Source organism: Luteimonas notoginsengisoli (genome assembly GCF_042648885.1).
Taxonomy (GTDB): Bacteria; Pseudomonadota; Gammaproteobacteria; order Xanthomonadales; family Xanthomonadaceae; genus Luteimonas; species Luteimonas notoginsengisoli.
This window is the reverse complement of record NZ_JBHRYF010000008.1, coordinates 369,989-386,548: the sequence shown is the minus strand read 5'-3', so window position 1 is coordinate 386,548 and position 16,560 is coordinate 369,989. Positions and strand designations below refer to the sequence as shown.

At 72.0% G+C, this 16,560-nt stretch carries 8 protein-coding genes; 5 read left to right on the top strand and 3 right to left on the bottom strand.

The genetic code is table 11. The features are described 5' to 3' along the window. Positions 1 to 125: 125 nt before the first annotated feature. The gene (locus ACFOM9_RS09590) at positions 126 to 6,536 is read left to right on the top strand and encodes a hypothetical protein (RefSeq protein WP_386709552.1); all 6,411 of its coding nucleotides are present in this window, start codon (positions 126 to 128) and stop codon (positions 6,534 to 6,536) included. A 358-nt stretch (positions 6,537 to 6,894) separates the two neighbouring features. Further along, the gene (rpoH, locus tag ACFOM9_RS09585) at positions 6,895 to 7,773 is read left to right on the top strand and encodes an RNA polymerase sigma factor RpoH (RefSeq protein ID WP_386709550.1); all 879 of its coding nucleotides are present in this window, start codon (positions 6,895 to 6,897) and stop codon (positions 7,771 to 7,773) included. 225 nt (positions 7,774 to 7,998) lie between these two features. On the opposite strand, the gene ACFOM9_RS09580 is transcribed toward rpoH, so the two are convergent. Further along, on the bottom strand, positions 7,999 to 9,285 hold the full coding sequence (locus tag ACFOM9_RS09580) for an NAD(P)/FAD-dependent oxidoreductase (protein WP_386709547.1): 1,287 nt from the start codon (positions 9,283 to 9,285) through the stop codon (positions 7,999 to 8,001). 199 nt (positions 9,286 to 9,484) lie between these two features. Here ACFOM9_RS09580 and ACFOM9_RS09575 point away from each other — a divergent pair, with 199 nt between their 5' ends. Further along, positions 9,485 to 10,255 carry an NYN domain-containing protein gene (locus ACFOM9_RS09575; protein WP_386710982.1) on the top strand — a complete coding sequence of 257 codons (771 nt, stop codon included), beginning with the start codon at positions 9,485 to 9,487 and terminating at the stop codon, positions 10,253 to 10,255. A 177-nt stretch (positions 10,256 to 10,432) separates the two neighbouring features. Here the strand turns inward: ACFOM9_RS09575 and ACFOM9_RS09570 are convergent, their stop codons facing one another. After that, entirely contained in the window at positions 10,433 to 12,778 is a 2,346-nt protein-coding gene (locus ACFOM9_RS09570; protein ID WP_386709545.1) for a primosomal protein N', read from the bottom strand. A gap of 434 nt (positions 12,779 to 13,212) precedes the next feature. Here ACFOM9_RS09570 and ACFOM9_RS09565 point away from each other — a divergent pair, with 434 nt between their 5' ends. Then, entirely contained in the window at positions 13,213 to 14,181 is a 969-nt protein-coding gene (locus ACFOM9_RS09565) for a sigma-70 region 4 domain-containing protein (RefSeq protein ID WP_386709542.1), read from the top strand. After that, positions 14,171 to 14,815 carry a DUF3106 domain-containing protein gene (locus tag ACFOM9_RS09560; RefSeq protein ID WP_386709539.1) on the top strand — a complete coding sequence of 215 codons (645 nt, stop codon included), beginning with the start codon at positions 14,171 to 14,173 and terminating at the stop codon, positions 14,813 to 14,815. The genes ACFOM9_RS09565 and ACFOM9_RS09560 overlap by 11 nt, the downstream gene beginning before the upstream one ends. Before the next feature lie 197 nt (positions 14,816 to 15,012). On the opposite strand, the gene ACFOM9_RS09555 is transcribed toward ACFOM9_RS09560, so the two are convergent. After that, on the bottom strand, positions 15,013 to 16,449 hold the full coding sequence (locus ACFOM9_RS09555) for a DUF3667 domain-containing protein (protein WP_386709536.1): 1,437 nt from the start codon (positions 16,447 to 16,449) through the stop codon (positions 15,013 to 15,015). Positions 16,450 to 16,560: the final 111 nt, after the last annotated feature.

The following is a 16,560-nucleotide window of genomic DNA, read 5'->3' as shown; positions in this document are numbered from 1 at the left end:
AACAAGATCGTCAAGCAACTGGAATGACAGCCCGCGGGCCGCGGAGCAGCGTCCGGTGGTTGCCATCCGTTGCAGCCCGCCTGCCCCCGCAGGCCCCTGACGTTCCATTCCGAGGGAAGACACCGATGATCCGTACGCCGCTGTACGCCGCACTGCTGTTGGTCCTGTCGCAACCCGCCCTGGCCGAATCGCCCGCGTCGCGAACCGCCCGCCCCACGCCGGCGATGACCACCGCGACTCCGGCGCCCGGCGCCACGGTCGACGCCGACGCCTGCCGCCCGGCAGGCGTCAGCGACCGCGCTGGCCGCAAGCTGCCGGCCGACGACTGCGGGGCGACGATCGACCCGATCGCCGGTACCGGCACCCGGCTGCCGCCCAAGCGCGCCGCCACGGCTGCCGACCACTATTTCGCCGCCAGCGGCGCGGGCGATGGCAGCGACGACGCGCAGGCCAGCGGCGAGAACGCCCTGGCCAGCGGCGCCGGCAGCGTTGCCAGCGGCTACCGCTCGGTGGCCACCGGCCACGCCGCGCAGGCCGGCGACCAGTGGGGCGTGGCCGTGGGCAGCGAAAGCACCGCCGGCGCGCTGGGCGACGTGGCGATGGGCGCCAAGGCGCGCGCCGAAGGCGGTTCGAGCGTCGCGATCGGCGGCGCATTCAACACCTTCGCCGGCTGGGAATACACCGCCGCCACCGGCAGCCAGGGCGTCGCGGTCGGCGCCGGCGCCAAGGCCAGCGGCGACTTCGGCACCGCCCTGGGCCCGGTCGCGCGGGCCACCGGCTACGCCAGTTCCGCGCTCGGCAACTTCGCCCTGGCCAGCGGCGAGAACGCCACCGCGCTGGGCGCGGCGTCGTACGCGAGCGGCGACTTCGGCGTGGCGGTGGGAATCGCCAGCACCGCCGAAGGCGCGTCCAGCGTCGCGGTCGGACCGGGCGCGAGCGCGCTGGGCGACCATGCCAGCGCGCTCGGCAGCAACGCGGTCGCGGCGGGCGACCAGAGCACCGCGGTGGGGATCGAGGCCGTCGCCGAAGGTCGCGCGGCCACGGCGCTGGGCGCCGGCGCGCGGGCGACGCAGGACAACAGCACGGCGCTGGGCGGGGCCTACTACGTCGACGACGGCAGCGGCCAGTTCGTCCAGACTCGTGCCGACGGCGCGGGTTCGACCGCGGTCGGCGCCGGTGCCCGCGCCAGCGGCGCAAGCGCCTCGGCCACCGGCGCGCTCAGCGTCGCCGAAGGCATCGACAGCACCGCCAACGGCTTCCAGGCCGCGGCCCAGGGCGAGGACAGCACCGCGCTGGGGGCCGACGCCCTCGCCGAGGGCGACTACACCACGGCCATCGGTGCCAGCAGCAGCGCGCTGGGCATGGGCGCCTCCGCGCTGGGCAGCGGCGCGGTCGCGGTCGGCGAACTGGCCACCGCGGCCGGATTCAACGCAACGGCCGTCGGGACCGAGTCCGCGTCGCTCGGCGCGCTGGCGTCCGCGGCCGGCGACGGCAGCCTGGCCACCGGCGCGCGCAGCGAGGCGAGCGGCATCGAGTCGCTCGCCTCCGGCTACGCCAGCATCGCGTCCGGCGACGGCGCGATGGCCATCGGCGCGGAAAGCATGGCAACCGGCCTGTCCTCGACCGCCGCAGGCCTGCAAAGCAACGCGGCCGGCGAAGGCAGTTCCGCGCTCGGCGCGGGGAGCCTGGCAACCGCTACCCATGCGACCGCGATCGGTTACGGCGCCACGGCGGTGGGCGGAAGCGGAACCGCGATCGGCGCGGGCAGCCTCGCGGTGGGCGGCGGCAGCGTGGCGCTGGGCGCCGGTGCGCAGGCCTACGGAGACGGTTCGTTCGCGTTGGGCGGCAGCAGCGCCGCCGCCGGCGTCCAGTCGATCGCCATCGGCATCGTGTCCGAAGCGGTGGGGGTGTCCAGCGTCGCCATCGGCGCGTTCTCGAGCGCGACCGGCGATTACTCGACGGTCGCCGGCGTAGGCAGCCTGGCCGAAGGCGTGCGCGGCACGGCGATGGGCATGAATGCCAGCGCCTTCGGCGACAACGGCACGGCATTCGGCAGTTCCAGCACGGCGTGGAGCGACCGCAGCACCGCGATCGGCGACTCGGCGTTCGCGATGCTGGACGGCACCGCGCTGGGCATGCACACCACCACGCTGGGCGTGGGCGCGGTCGCCGTGGGCATCGACGCCCGGGCCGAGGCGGACAACTCGGTCGCCCTGGGCGCGGCATCGATTTCCGACCGTGCCGATTCGGTGTCCGTGGGCAGCGCGGGCGCCGAGCGCCAGGTCACGAACGTCGCCGCGGGCACGCAGGACACCGATGCGGTGAACCTCGCGCAGCTGCAGGAAGTGGCCAAGACCGCGGACAACACCGACTACTTCTTCAAGGCCACCGACGGCGACGAGAGCAGCGCGGGCGCGTACGTGGAAGGGCAGTTCGCCACCGCCGCGGGCGACGCCGCCAGCGCGATCGGCTTCGGCGCCAGCGCGTTCGGCAGCGGCGCGATGGCGCTGGGCGAACTGGCGACCGCCAGCGGCTACGGCGCGGTCGCGTCGGAGAAATGGAGCGTGGCCTACGGTGCCGGCAGCCAGTCGACCGGGCAGAGTGCGACCGCCATCGGCGGGCAGATGGTGGTGATCAACGGCGATACCTGGGAAGAGGAAATCTGGTCGACCACGGCCTCCGGGCAGGAGTCGACCGCCATCGGCACCGCGGCGCGCGCCACGCAGTACGGCAGCACCGCCGTCGGCGTGGTGTCCGAAGCCAGCGGCGAAAGCTCGACCGCCATCGGCCAGGCCTCCACCGCGCGCGGCGACTGGAGCACGGCGGTCGGCGGCAGCGCACGCGCGTACGGTGTGTTCAGTACTGCGCTTGGCAACCAGGCGCAGGCGCGTGGCGATCGCACCATCGCCATGGGCGGGCTGTCGGTTGCCGAAGGGACCGAGAGCCTGGCCTTCGGTGGGCTCTCGGCCACCGGCGGCGTGCAGAGCGTGGCGCTGGGCTGGAACAGCATCGTCTTCCCCGGCGCTGACGGCAGCATGGCGCTGGGCGCCAACAGCGAGGTCGCGCCCGGCGTGACCAACGCGGTGGCGCTGGGCGCCGGTTCGTATGCCGATCGCGACAACAGCATCTCGGTCGGCTCGCCGGCGCGCATCCACGACGGCCAATGGCCGGCCGACATCGCCGCGATCGACCGCCAGATCACCCACGTCGCCGCGGGTACCGAGGACACCGACGCGGTGAACCTGGCGCAGCTCAACGAAGTGGCCGATGCGGCCGGCACGACGGGCAAGTACTTCCAGGCCAGCGGCAGCGCCGACAGCGATGCCGGCGCCTATGTCGAAGGCGACAACGCGGTGGCGGCGGGCGAGGCGACCAACGCCACCGGCGCCGGCGCGTCGGCATTCGGCAGCGGTGCGAACGCAGTGGCAGCCAACGCCACGGCCGTGGGTTTCAACGCGGTGGCGGCCGGCGACTCGTCCACCGCCGCCGGCGGCGAGCTGCACTACACCTACTACGACGCCGAGCTCATGCGCGACGTCACCATCGAAGGCACCACCGCCGCGACCGGCATCGGCGCAAGCGCCTTCGGTGCCGGTGCACAGGCCGGCGGCGACCTCGCCACCGCCGTTGGTGCGAACGCCAGCGCCAGCGGCGTGTGGGCCACGGGCCTGGGTTCGCGCGCCAACGCCACTGGCGAAAGCGCGGTCGCCGTCGGCGACAGCGCCCAGGCCACCGGCGACCAGAGCACCGCGGTCGGCGGCAGCCGCCCGGCCGGTCCGAACCTGGGCCATGTCGCCACCGTCGCCTCGGGCGAGCGCGCCTCGGCCTTCGGTGCTGCGTCGCAGGCCACCGGCATCCAGTCCACCGCGCTGGGCTGGAACAGCTTCGCCACCGAAGTCAGCGCCACCGCGGTCGGCGAATCGGCGTTCGCCAACGCGCGGTGGTCGAGTGCGATCGGCGGCTCGAGTTTCGCGAACGGCGACAGTGCGACCGCGCTGGGCTTCTATGCCCAGGCGATCGGCGACAACAGCGTCGCGCTCGGCACCGGCTCCGTGGCCGACCGCGCCAACTCGGTGTCGGTGGGCGCGGGGGCCAACATCGACGGCTTCGCCAAGGAGCGCCAGATCACCCACGTGGCCGCCGGCACCGAGGACACCGATGCGGTGAACCTGGCGCAGCTGCAGGAGGTGGCCAAGACCGCGGACAACACCGACTACTTCTTCAAGGCCAGTGATGGCGACGAGAGCAGCGCGGGCGCGTACGTGGAAGGCCAGTTCGCCACCGCCGCGGGCGATGGTGCCAGCGCCATCGGCTACGGCGCATCCGCTTTCGGCAGCGGCGCCAACGCGATCGCCGACTACACCGTCGCCAGCGGCCTTGGCAGCCTGGCCAGCGCCGCGGATGCCACCGCCTACGGTGCGGGCAGCCAGGCCACCGGCGACGGCTCCACCGCGCTGGGCGGCTATGCCTACGTCTGGAACGGCAACACCGGCGAGCTGGAACGCTTCGCCACCGTCGCGTCCGGCCAGGAGAGCACCGCGATTGGCAACGGCGCCAACGCGCTGGAATACGCCTCGGTCGCGGTGGGCAGCAGCGCCTACGCCGGCGGCGAGATGGCGGTGTCGGTCGGCGGCAACGCGCTCGGCGACAGCGCCACGGCGGTCGGACGCAACACCTTCGCCGGCAGCTACGGCACCGCGATCGGCAAGGGCGCCGAGGCGTCCGGGCAGACCGCGACCGCGATCGGCGCCGGCGCGCTGGCGCAGGGTGACTACGCCATTGCCGTCGGCGGCGGCTTCGCGGTCGGCGACCACGCGGTCGCGCTCGGCACGCTGAGCTTCGCCACCGGCGCCTCGAGCCTGGCGCTCGGGCCGGAGGCGTTCGCCTCGGCGGACAACTCGGTGGCGCTGGGCGCGCTGTCCGACGCCGAACGCGCCAACACGGTGTCGGTGGGGTCGGTCGAACGCGGCCTGACGCGCCAGATCACCAACGTCGCGGCAGGCACCGAAGCCACCGATGCGGTGAACAAGGCGCAGTTGGACGCCGTGGCGGCCGAGGCCGGCGAGGTCAGCCATTACCTCGCCGCCAGCGGCGCACAGGATGGTAGTGACGACGCGGCGGTCAGCGGCCAGGGCGCCCTGGCCGCTGGCGCCAACGCCTCGGCCAGCGCCAACGGCGCCACCGCCATCGGCGCCGGCAGCCAGGCGAGCAAGGTCAGCGCCGCCGCCTTGGGCAGCAACGCCAGGGCGACCGGCACCAACGCCACTGCGCTGGGCGCCAACACCCAGGCGCTGGCGGCCACGGCGTCTGCGATCGGCTCCAACGCCCAGGCACGCTCGGCCGGGGCCACGGCCGCGGGCTACGACGCCCGCGTGCTCGAGGCCGCCACCGACGGCACCGCGCTGGGCGCGCGTGCCCAGGCCAAGGCCGCCAATGCGGTCGCGCTCGGCGCCGGTTCGGTTGCCGATCGTGCGGACAGCGTCTCGGTCGGCAGCGCCGGCAACGAACGCCAGCTCACCAACCTCGCGGCCGGCACCCAGGACACCGACGCGGTCAATGTCGGCCAGTTCAACTCGGCGCTCGACGAGGTCGACGCCGATCTCGCCGGCACGGTGAAGTACGACGACGAGGACAAGACCCGCCTGACCCTCGAAGGCGCCGGCGGCACCACGATCGCCAACGTCGCCGCCGGCGCACTGTCGACCACCAGCACCGAGGCGGTGAACGGCGCGCAGCTGTTCGGCATGGGCGACTCGATGGCGCAGTCCCTCGGCGGCGGCGCGTCGATGGGGGCGAACGGCTTCAGCGGCCCGACCTACCTGATCCAGGGCGGCAGCTACTACAACGTCGGCGACGCGCTGGGGGCGCTGGATGGCGCGATCAGCGGCCTCGACAGCCGCCTCGGCGCGCTGGAGGGCGGCACCACGGCCACCGAGGCCTCCGCGCCGGCAACCGCCTCCAGCGGCGCCACCCCGCAGGTCGACGATCGCGTCGCCGGCGGCGACGCGCAGGCCGGCCCGGCCCGCGACACGGAAACCACCGGCACCCCCGCGCCGTCCGCGGGCGGCCTGGCCGGCGGCGCCCCCTCGACCGGCGGCCAGTCGGCGCCGGTGGCCCAGGCGCCGGGCCCGGCGGCTCTTGACCAGGAAACCCTGGATTCGGCGAACGCCTACACCGACACCACCGCGACCAAGACCCTGGCCTCGGCCAAGGCCTACACCGACAGCAGGTTCACCGCGCTGGACGACCAGTTCGAGCAGCTGAGCGACAACCTCGGCAACCGCCTGAACCAGCAGGACAAGCGGATCGACCGGATGGGCGCGATGAGCTCGGCGATGATGAACATGGCGATGAACGCCGCCGGCGGCCGCAGCGAGCGCGGCCGGGTGGCCGTGGGTGCCGGCTGGCAGAACGGCGAGAGCGCGCTGTCGGTGGGCTATGCCAAGCAGATCGGTGAGCGCGCGTCGTTCTCGATCGGCGGCGCGTTCAGCAGCGACGACAGCTCGGCCGGCATCGGCTTCGGCTTCGACCTGTAACCCTGCGTGGCCCGCGTCGCCGGCTCCCGCCGGTGGCGCGACGCACGCCCCGGCCGGCCAGGCCTTCTCCCGGCAGGGCCACCGGCGACGCGGGTCGCGTTCTTTTTCCTTGGCCCCGGTCTCGCCCGGGGTTTTTTTGTCCCGGCGGCGGGAACCACCGCCGGCTGCGCGGGTCGAACTTGCTCACCGACCGGGAACGCAGGTTCTGGCAAACTCCACCCCACAGCGACCGGACTTTCCCGGACTCTCCGTTTCCCGTGGCATCACCGCCCCGGCACCCCGTCCGTTCCATGAATGGAACGCTGGGAACTCCTCCACAACTTAGCAGTCACATATGGACACTGCTAAAATGGCCCCCATGACCGCAACCACGCTCAGCTATCCCCTCGTCGCCAACAACCTGCCGGTGCCCAGCGCGCTCGGCTCGCTGGACGCCTACATCGGCGCGGTGCACCAGATCCCGGTGCTCTCCGTCGAGGACGAACAGGCGTTGGCCCATCGATTCCGCAACGAGGAAGACCTCGACGCGGCCCGCGAGCTGGTGCATTCGCACCTGCGCTTCGTCGTGCACGTCGCGCGCGGCTACAACGGCTACGGCCTGCCGCTGGGCGACCTCATCCAGGAAGGCAACATCGGCCTGATGAAGGCGGTGAAGCGCTTCGACCCGGAAGTGGGCGTGCGCCTGGTGAGTTTCGCCGTGCACTGGATCCGCGCGGAGATGCACGAGTACATCCTCAAGAACTGGCGCATCGTCAAGGTCGCCACCACCAAGGCGCAGCGCAAGCTGTTCTTCAACCTGCGCAAGAGCAAGACGCGCCTGGGCTGGTTGAACGCGGCCGAAGTGTCCGCGGTGGCCAAGGACCTCAACGTTTCCGAGCGCGAAGTGCTGGAGATGGAGTCGCGCCTGTCCGGCCGCGACATCGGCTTCGATGCGCCGAGCGACGAGGACGACGACCACGCCCCGCCGTCGCCGGCCGCTTACCTGATGACCAGCGAGGAAGATCCCTCGCAGGCCTACGAGCGCATGGACAGCGAAGACCACCAGCTGCAGCTGCTGCGCGAAGGCCTGGGGCGCCTGGACGAACGCTCGCGCGACATCATCCGCCGCCGCTGGCTGGACGACGAGAACAAGATCACCCTGCAGGAACTGGCGGACGAATACGGCGTTTCCGCCGAACGCATCCGCCAGGTCGAGGCGAATGCGCTGAAGAAGATGAAGGCGCTGTTTGCGGCCTAGGCTGCAGCGTCGTCGAAGATCGAACGGCCCGGGAAACCGGGCCGTTTCGTTTGCAGCGGATCTTGTGGGAGCGGCTTCAGCCGCGAGCTTTGAACTCCCTCCCCTGCGAAGGCAGGGGAGGGTTGGGGAGGGGTGTCTTTCGGATCAGCGCGAACCATGACCACCCCTCCCAGCCTTCCCCTGCCGTCGCAGGGGGAGGGGCCTGGATCGCGGCTTCCGCCGTTCCTATGGGTTCGGGTTGTCTTCGTCGCGCCCCAGAATGATCCGTGCCGCGCGCTGGTAGCTCCAGTATGCCCACGTCCAGTTGAGCATCACCACCAGCCGGTTGCGGAAGCCGATCAGGAAGAAGATGTGCGCGGTGAGCCAGAACCACCACGCCAGCGCGCCGGAGAGTTTCAGCTTGCCCAGGTGCACCACCGCCGCCATGCGGCCGATGGTCGCGAGGTTGCCGTAGTCGCGATAGTGGAACGGCGGCGCGGGCTTGCCGGCGAGGTGCGCGGCGATGGCCGCGGCGACGTGGCGACCCATCTGCTTGGCGGCCGGCGCCACGCCCGGTACCGGCTTGCCGTCCTGCTGCACGGCCGCGAGATCGCCGGCGACGAACACATCCGGCAGCCCGGGCACGGACAGGTCCGGCTGCACCGGCACGCGTCCGGCCCGGTCGAGCGGCACCTCGAGTGCACGCGCCAGCGGCGATGCCGCCACGCCCGCCGCCCACAGCACGGTGCGCGCGGCGATGCGCTCCTCGCCGAGCAGCACCCCGCCGGCGTCGATCGCGTTCACCGGCACGCCGGTGCGCACGTCCACGCCGAGCGCCTGCAACTGCTGGCGCGCCTTTGCCGACAGCGATTCGGGAAACGTCGACAGCACCCGCGGCCCGGCCTCGAGCAGCAGCACGCGCGCATCGCGCGGTTCGATGTTGCGGAATTCGCGCTTCAGCGTGTGCCGCGCGATCTCGGCCAACGTGCCGGCGAGTTCCACGCCCGTCGGCCCTCCGCCGACGATCGCGAACGTCAGCAGTGCGCGCTTCTCCGCGGGGTCGCTTTCGATCTCGGCACGCTCGAACGCGGACAGAATCCGGCGGCGGATGTGCAGCGCGTCGTCCAGGGTCTTCAGCCCGGGCGCATGCGCGGCCCACGCGTCGTGGCCGAAGTAGGCGTGGGTCGCGCCGCTGGCGAGCAGCAGGTAGTCGTACCGCAGCACGTCGCCGCGTTCGAGCCGTACCTCGCGCGAGGTCGTATCGATTCCCGCCACCGCTTCCATGAGCACGGTGACGTTGCGCTGCCGCTGCAGGATGTGGCGCAGCGGCGCGGCGATGTCCGGCGCCGACAGCCCGGCGGTGGCGACCTGGTACAGCAGTGGCTGGAACAGGTGGTGGTTGCCGCGATCGACCAGGGTGACGCGTACCGGCGCGCGGGCCAGCGCGCGCGTCGCCCACAGGCCGGCGAATCCGCCGCCGATGACGACGACGTGCGGAGGCCGATCGCCGGCGGCAGTGCGGTGGCTGTCCATGGCGCCTCGCGAACGTGGAAGGGATGCCGATGATGCCGCTTGGCGCGTTGCGAAACATGCAACGCATACTCGGAGATGCATTGATGCACCTGGTGCAGGGAGATGCCGCACGTGGCTTGCGGCGACGCCGATCCGGCGTTGGACCGTTGCAGTGCGTCTCTGCCGCTTGCGCTAGGCTTCCCGCAGTCCCCGCTGGAATCTGGCCATGCCCGACAACGAAAAACGCCTCGCGCTGCTGATCGACGCCGACAACGCGCCGGCATCCAAGATCGACGTCATCCTCGCCGAGATCGCGCGCCACGGGGTGGCCAACGTGCGTCGCGCCTACGGCAACTGGAAGAGCCAGCACCTCAATGGCTGGGAGAAGGTGCTGCACACCTATGCGATCCGGCCGATCCAGCAGTTCGCCTATTCGACCGGCAAGAATGCCTCGGACATGGCGATGGTGATCGACGCGATGGACCTGTTGTACGCGCGCAACCTCGACGGCTTCGCGATCGTTTCCAGCGACGCCGACTTCACTCCGCTGGTGATGCGGCTGCGCAACGACGGCGTGGCCGTCTACGGTTTTGGCGAGGAGAAGACGCCCGAGCCGTTCGTCAAGGCCTGCTCGGTGTTCCTGTACCTGGAAAAGCTCGGCGCGCCGGAGGAAGCGCGTGATGCCAGCGTCGCCAATCCGCGTGCGCGCAGCACGCGCGACCTGCAGGGCGACGCAGCACTGGCACGCATCCTGCGCAACGCGGTCGATGCCGCGCAGGGCGATGACGGCTGGTCGCACCTGGGCGCGGTCGGCAGCCACATCAGCAACCAAGGCTCGTTCGATTCGCGCAACTACGGCTACCGCAAGCTCAGTGACCTGATCGAAGCCACGGGCCTGTTCGAGTCGCAGAAAAACGGCCCGTCGCTGTCGATCCGGGCGAAGAAGCCGGCGACGCCGCGCAAGCGCGCACGCAAGAAGGCGGCCGGCTGAAGCAGGCCGGCCAAACGCAAAACGGCTCGTGTGGGAGCGGCTTCAGCCGCGAGCTTTCCGCGCGCGACCAGGGCGCCGCGAAGGCTCTCGCTGTTGGCCCGATTGCCACAAGAGATGGGATTGTTGCTGCGCTTTGCCCGCGCCAGCGCTCGCGGCTGAAGCCGCTCCCAAGGACGCCTAGTACAGGTCCACTGGATCCACGTCCAGCGACCAGCGCACCTTGCGCGCTTCGGGCAGACCGTAGAGCGCCGGAATCGCGCCGTCGAGCGCGCCGTGCAGCGTGCGTCGGGTCGCGGCCGATACCAGCAGCTGCGCGCGGTGCATGCCGGCGCGCCGCGGCATCGGCGCAGGCAGCGGGCCATGCAGCTCGATCACCGTGGCTCCCCCCTTAGGAGAAGGGGGGCTGGGGGGGATCTGCTGTTGCGGTTGCCTGTTGTCTTCCGCAGAAGAGCAAATCCCCCTGGATCCCCCTTTTTCAAAGGGGGAGGGCACGACAAAGGGGGAGAGCATGTCCTTGGCCGCGCGCAGGAACTGCATCGGTGCGTCGACGTGCTTGGCTTCGGCGCGCAGCAGCGCGAGGTGCGCGAACGGCGGGAAGCCGGCCGCCTCGCGCTGCAGCAGTTCGGCTTCGGCGAAGGCGTGGTAACCGCCGGCAATCAGCGTCTGCAGTAATGGGTGGTCGGGATGGTGGGTCTGCAACAGCACTTCGCCGGGCTTGTCGGCGCGCCCGGCGCGGCCGGCGACCTGGATCAGCAGCTGGGCCAGCTTCTCGGCGGCGCGGAAGTCGGCCGAGAACAGGCCTTCGTCGATGCCCACCACGCACACCAGGGTCAGGTTCGGCAGGTCGTGGCCCTTGGCCAGCATCTGGGTGCCGATCAGCACGCCGGGCTGCGTGCCGAAGGTTTCGAGATGCTTCTCCAGCGCGCCGCGGCGACGGGTGCTGCCGCGGTCGATGCGCAGCACCGGCACGGCGTCGAAGCGCCGCGCCAGCAACTCCTCGATGCGCTCGGTGCCAATGCCCTGCGGCTGCAGCGCGAGGCTGGCGCAGTCGGGGCAGGCCAGCGGGACCGGCTGGCGCGCGCCGCAGTGGTGGCACTGCAGGCGGCGGCCGCCGCCGTGCACGGTCATCGGCGTGCCCTGCAGCGGCGTGCTGCAGCGCCTGCACTGTGCGCTCCAGCCGCAGTCGTGGCACAGCAGCACCGGGGCGTAGCCGCGACGGTTCTTGAACACCAGCACCTGGCCACCCGCGGCGACCGCCTTGCCCGCGGCGTCGAGCAGTTCCGGCGACAGCCCGGCGTCGAGTGGACGCTTGCGCACGTCCAGCACCCGCACCCGCGGCGGCCTGGCTTCGCCCGCGCGACGACTCAGGCGCAGGTGCGCGTAGCGACCGGCGCGCGCGTTGTGCAGCGATTCGAGCGACGGCGTCGCGCTGCCCAGCAGCACCGGCACGCCCAGCGCCTTGCCGCGCACCAGCGCGAAGTCGCGCGCGTGGTAGCGGATGCCGTCCTGCTGCTTGTAGCTGCCGTCGTGCTCCTCGTCGATCACGATCAACCCGGCCTCGGGCAGCGGGGTGAACACCGCCGAGCGCGTGCCGACCACCACCCGCGCCTCGCCGCGCAGGGCGGCTGCCCAGGTGCGCGCGCGCTCGCCGTCGTTCAAGCCCGAATGCGTGGCGTGCACGGGCACCCCCAGGCGCGCGCGGAAGCGCGACAGCAGCTGCGGAGTCAGGCCGATCTCCGGCACCAGCACCAGCGCCTGCCGGCCGCGCGCCAGGCAGTCGGCGATCGCCTGCAGGTAGACCTCGGTCTTGCCGCTGCCGGTGACGCCGTCGAGCAGCAGCGCGGCGAAACCCGCGCGCTCGCCGGCCTGGGCCTCGCGGATCGCGGCGATCGCCTCGGCCTGTTCGGCATTCGCCTCGGGCCCGGGCTGCGGCGCCGGCGCCAGCTGCGAGGCGGGCATGGCGATCCGTTCTACCAGTGCGCGCTTGCCCAGCGAACGCGCCGCGCCGCGCCAGTCCTGCATCAGCGCCTCGAGCACGCTCTCCTCCAGCGCGTGCGCGTCGCGCCCGGACGCCTGCAGCAGGTCGGCCAGGCGCCGTGGACGGCTGCCGGCGCGCAGGCCGGGCAGGGCCGTGGCGCCCGCCTCGGTCAGTCGCCAGGCCCAGGCGTGCGTGTCGGGCAGCGGCTCGCCGCGCCGCAGCGCCGCGGGCAGGGCGGAGGCCAGCACCTCGCCCAGCGGCGCGTGGTTGTAGCGCGACAGCCAGCGCAGCGATTCGAACAATTCGCCGCGCAGCAGCGGCGCGTCGTCCAGGCAGGCCAGGGCCTCGCGCAGTTCCGGTGCCCCGTCGGGCGCGGCCCCGACGCTTGCGACCACGCCGACCAGCTCGCGCGGCCCGAACGGCACCCGCACCCGGCAGCCGACCAGCGCGGGCGCGGCCGCGACGCCAGCCGGCGGCCGGTAGTCGAACAGCCGCGGCAGCGGCAGCGGCAGGGCGACCTGCAGGGCGGAAACGTCGGCGGACATCGCGGAAGTCTAGCGGCCGTCGCCGACCACCGCCGACGAGGTGCGTTTGCGTGCGATAGCTCGGTTCGGTTCCACCAATGGCCCGCAAGTTGCCGTGGCTCCTAGGGTTTTCCCCTTATCCACATCGCATGTGGATAACTCTGTGCATGGCACTCGCCTTCACGCCAAACCACACGGAAAAACAGGCCGCATCGGCGTGTTGGTCAAAAAAGTGCCAACTGCAACTCTTCCCGTGGAATCAAACACTTGGCCGTGAAACAGCGGAGTTGCACAAGCGGGGGTCGACAAACGGGCAAGGTTTGTGACGACGACATGAGCGCTGTGCACAACCGATTCCGCCGACGATTGCGGCCTTGCCGGTATTTGCGGTTTCGTCAAGGGGCAAGGCTTCCGGCGCGGCGGCTATCATGCGGGGCGATCACACCGAGCAGACGATGCCGCGCACCCTCCACGAAGCCGCTTCGGCGCCGGCCGCCCTGACGGCCTTCCTGCGCGGCATCGAGCGCCGCGGCGCGGTCTTCGCCCAGCTGCAGGTCGGCGACGCGGCGACCGGCGACCGCGCCCTGATCGCCGCCATGCGGGCCTTCCGCCTGCCCGCGGCGAGGATCCCCTTCGCCGACTGGCCGCGGCAGTTCTGGACCCTGCTGCTGGCCACCCCGGAACTGCGGGAGCAGCCGGTGGCGCCGGCCTGGGGCAGCGGCTTCGGCTTCCTCGGCGGCATCGGCCGCGGTCCGCGCGCTGCACTGCTGTTGCGGCTGGTCGCCGGCTTGCCGGAGGCCGAGGCCGCCGCGGTGCTCGGCGTCGCGCGGCCGACCTACCGGCTGGCGCTGCAGCGCGCGCTGCCGCATGGCGATAACGGACAGCCCGACATGCAGGGCTGGCGCATGCTGGGCGAGGCGGCGCGCCACGCGGTGCGCGACCTGTCGGCCGAACGCATGGCCCAGCTGGCACGGATGCGCGAGGCGGCGGCGCACGGCCGGCGCCTCGACCTGCCCAGGGCCGCGGCCCCGGGTGGCGACGACGCGGCCGCTGCGCCCTGGCGGATGCCGGCGATGCTCGCGGCCGGCGCGGCCTGCCTGCTGGCATTCGCGGCGACCTTCCTGCCGGTGTTCGACAGGGCCGACGGCGCGCGGACGTCGCGCATCGACGTCGAGCCGCTGCCGCCGGCGCAGGCCCCGGCGTCGACCTTCGACGACCGCGGCGCGCTGCTGACCCATCCGGATTTCGACCTGCTCGCCGCCTCCGCCCTCGAAGCCGCCGCCCGCGACCCCGGCTTCTACGCCTGGCTGGCGGCCGAAGCCAAGGTCCCCGAGGCCGGCGCCGACGCCCGAAGCGGCACACCCCCGGTGGTGGATGCGCCAAGCGACGCCGATGCACCCACGGAGACCGAAGATGTGTTCTGACGTCCTTCGCGCACGCTGGTGGGTGCTCGCCCTGGCGCTGGCCTCGGCGACCGCCGCCGCCGCGCAGTCGCTGCCACCGCGCCTGCTCGAAAAGGCGCGGACGCTGCCGGCGCCGACCGAAGCCGACCTGAAGCGGCACGCCGAGGTGCTGGCGGCGATGACGCCGGCGCAGCGCGCCGCATTCGACACCCGGGTCGCGAAGTGGGATGCACAGGTCCCCGCCGCGCAGCGCGAAAGCCGCGAAGCCTGGCAGGCGTGGCAGGCCCTGCCCGAGGCCGAACGACATCGCCTGCGCGCCGCCGCGGCGGCGTTCTCGGCGCTGCAGCCGGACCAGCAGCAGACGCTGCGCGCGCAGTACGAAGCGCTCGACGGCAGCGAGCACCGCGGCTGGCTGCTCGGCCCGACGCTGGGCGCGGATTATCCGAAGCTGCACGCCCTGGTCGCACAGGTGCCGCCCGGGCAGCGCGAAGCGCTACTCGAAGCGCTGCGCGCGCTGTCGCCGGAAGCACGCGCGGACCTGTCGGTGCTGGCGCAGCGCACGCCGCCACAGGGCCGCGACGCCCTGCGCACCGAGTTGCTGGCGCAGCCGGCAGCCCGGCGCGATGCCTGGCTGCGCGAACGCCTGCGCCGCTAGCGCGATCCCGTACTGACGCTGGTGGTCCGGGGGCCCATGCGTGACGACCGGCTTCGCGCGCGTCGGTGAGCTGTCTTCACCGAACGGGGGATGGATCCGCAGCGCTGCCGCGCCAAGGGAGATCCAGAGGTCGCGCTACGCCCGGGATGGCAGCGGACGATCACGACGATCACGTCCGCGTTACCGATCCCCGCGCCTCATGCGTACACCAGCGCGAACATGGCCGTGAACGCCGCGCCGAAGCTCAGTAGCATCACGTAGCAGAATCCGAGCAGCGAGTACTTCATCAGCGTCATCGTCCAGCCCTGCCCGTAGATGCGCTTCTGCATCAGCAGCAGGTACAGCGGCATCCACGCCCACAGCAGGCCTTCGACCAAGTTGAACAGGCCATGCAGCGCGCCCGTCCCCGGCGCCAGCCAGCGCTGCAGGGCCATCGTCGCGAACACCAGCAGCAGCGCCAGGCACAGGAAGGCATGGCTGTGCAGCGCCACCAGCAGGTGCTCCATGTACAGGCGGCGTTTGAACAGGTACAGCACCTTCAGCATCAGCGCGAACAGCGGCAGCAGGACGAACAGCGTCGACGGCACCGCGCCGAGGAAGGTGTCCTTGAGGAACTCCTGGTCGGTGCGCAGGCGCTGGATGTTGGTCTTGGCGCGCCCGACCTGGGCATTGAGCCAGCGGTTGGCGAAGTCGGGCCACCAGGAGACGGTGAGCGGGTTGGTCTTCGGGTCCCAGGGCGTGCCGTTGAAGCTCAGTTCGTTGTCGTTGTCGTTGTCGTTGTCGTTGTCGTCATCGTTGTCGTTGCCCTTGCGCTGGTCCTTGTCGCTTCCCGGCTCCTGGTCCGCATCCGGCTTGGTGGCAGCAGCGGACGCCTCCCCAGCCGGGGACTCGACCGGCTCCCGCGCGTCGGCACGTGCCGCGGTGGAGCCTGCGGAGGCCGCATCGACCTTCCCGGCAGCGCTGGCAGCGCCGGCCGCTTTCGCGCCGCTCTCCGCGTCAGCCGCGGCACGCTCGGCGCGTTTTTCCTCGCGCGCCGCGCGCCGCTCCAGCACCCGGATGCGCGCGTCGGCGCTGTTGCGGATCGCCTTCTCGGCGATACCCAGACCGGCGTCCAGGCCCGGCACCCCCTTGCCATCCTGCTTGCGCGCACCGGCCAGGTCGGCCAGCGCCTCGTCGCGCTGGCGGTTGACTTCGTCCACCGTTTCCACCTGCGAGAAGCTGGCGTCGTTGACGCCCTTGCCGCCGACGATGTTGAAGTTGTTGTCGCCGAAGCTCAGCATCAGCTGGGCGACGAAGAAGGTCACGATCGCCAGGGTCACGAACAGCCTGACCGGGCTGACGTAGCGCACGCGGCGGCCGGAAAAGTATTCACGGGTGAGGAACGCCGGCCGCACCAGCAGCGGCCACAGCGTGCGCGGCAGGCGCGCGTCCCAGTTGAGGACGGTGTCGGTGAAATCCCCGACGATGGTGGAGAAATGCCGCACCATGCCCGTCACCGGCTGGCCGCAGGCGTAGCAGTACTCGCCCAGCAGCGGCGAACCGCAGTTGCCGCAGTTGCCGCGCGCGCGCGACGCGGGCAAGGGCGGTGGCGTCGGCGCCGCGCGCTCGGCCGGCGTGTTGTCGTCTGTCTGCATCTGCTGATCCTCGGCGCCGCAGGCACGGCGCGCAGGGCGTCCCCCAAGCCCGGTAACATAGCCGCCTGCCGCGACCCGGCGCCAGCGTCCGACATCGGTTCGGCGCGCGGC

Excerpts from the sequence above, each read along its gene's own strand:
- ACFOM9_RS09590 (WP_386709552.1), top strand. The coding sequence starts at position 126 with ATGATCCGTACGCCGCTGTACGCCGCACTGCTGTTGGTCCTGTCGCAA.
- rpoH (WP_386709550.1), top strand. The coding sequence starts at position 6,895 with ATGACCGCAACCACGCTCAGCTATCCCCTCGTCGCCAACAACCTGCCG.
- ACFOM9_RS09580 (WP_386709547.1), bottom strand. The coding sequence starts at position 9,285 with ATGGACAGCCACCGCACTGCCGCCGGCGATCGGCCTCCGCACGTCGTC.
- ACFOM9_RS09570 (WP_386709545.1), bottom strand. The coding sequence starts at position 12,778 with ATGTCCGCCGACGTTTCCGCCCTGCAGGTCGCCCTGCCGCTGCCGCTG.
- ACFOM9_RS09565 (WP_386709542.1), top strand. The coding sequence starts at position 13,213 with ATGCCGCGCACCCTCCACGAAGCCGCTTCGGCGCCGGCCGCCCTGACG.
- ACFOM9_RS09560 (WP_386709539.1), top strand. The coding sequence starts at position 14,171 with ATGTGTTCTGACGTCCTTCGCGCACGCTGGTGGGTGCTCGCCCTGGCG.
- ACFOM9_RS09555 (WP_386709536.1), bottom strand. The coding sequence starts at position 16,449 with ATGCAGACAGACGACAACACGCCGGCCGAGCGCGCGGCGCCGACGCCA.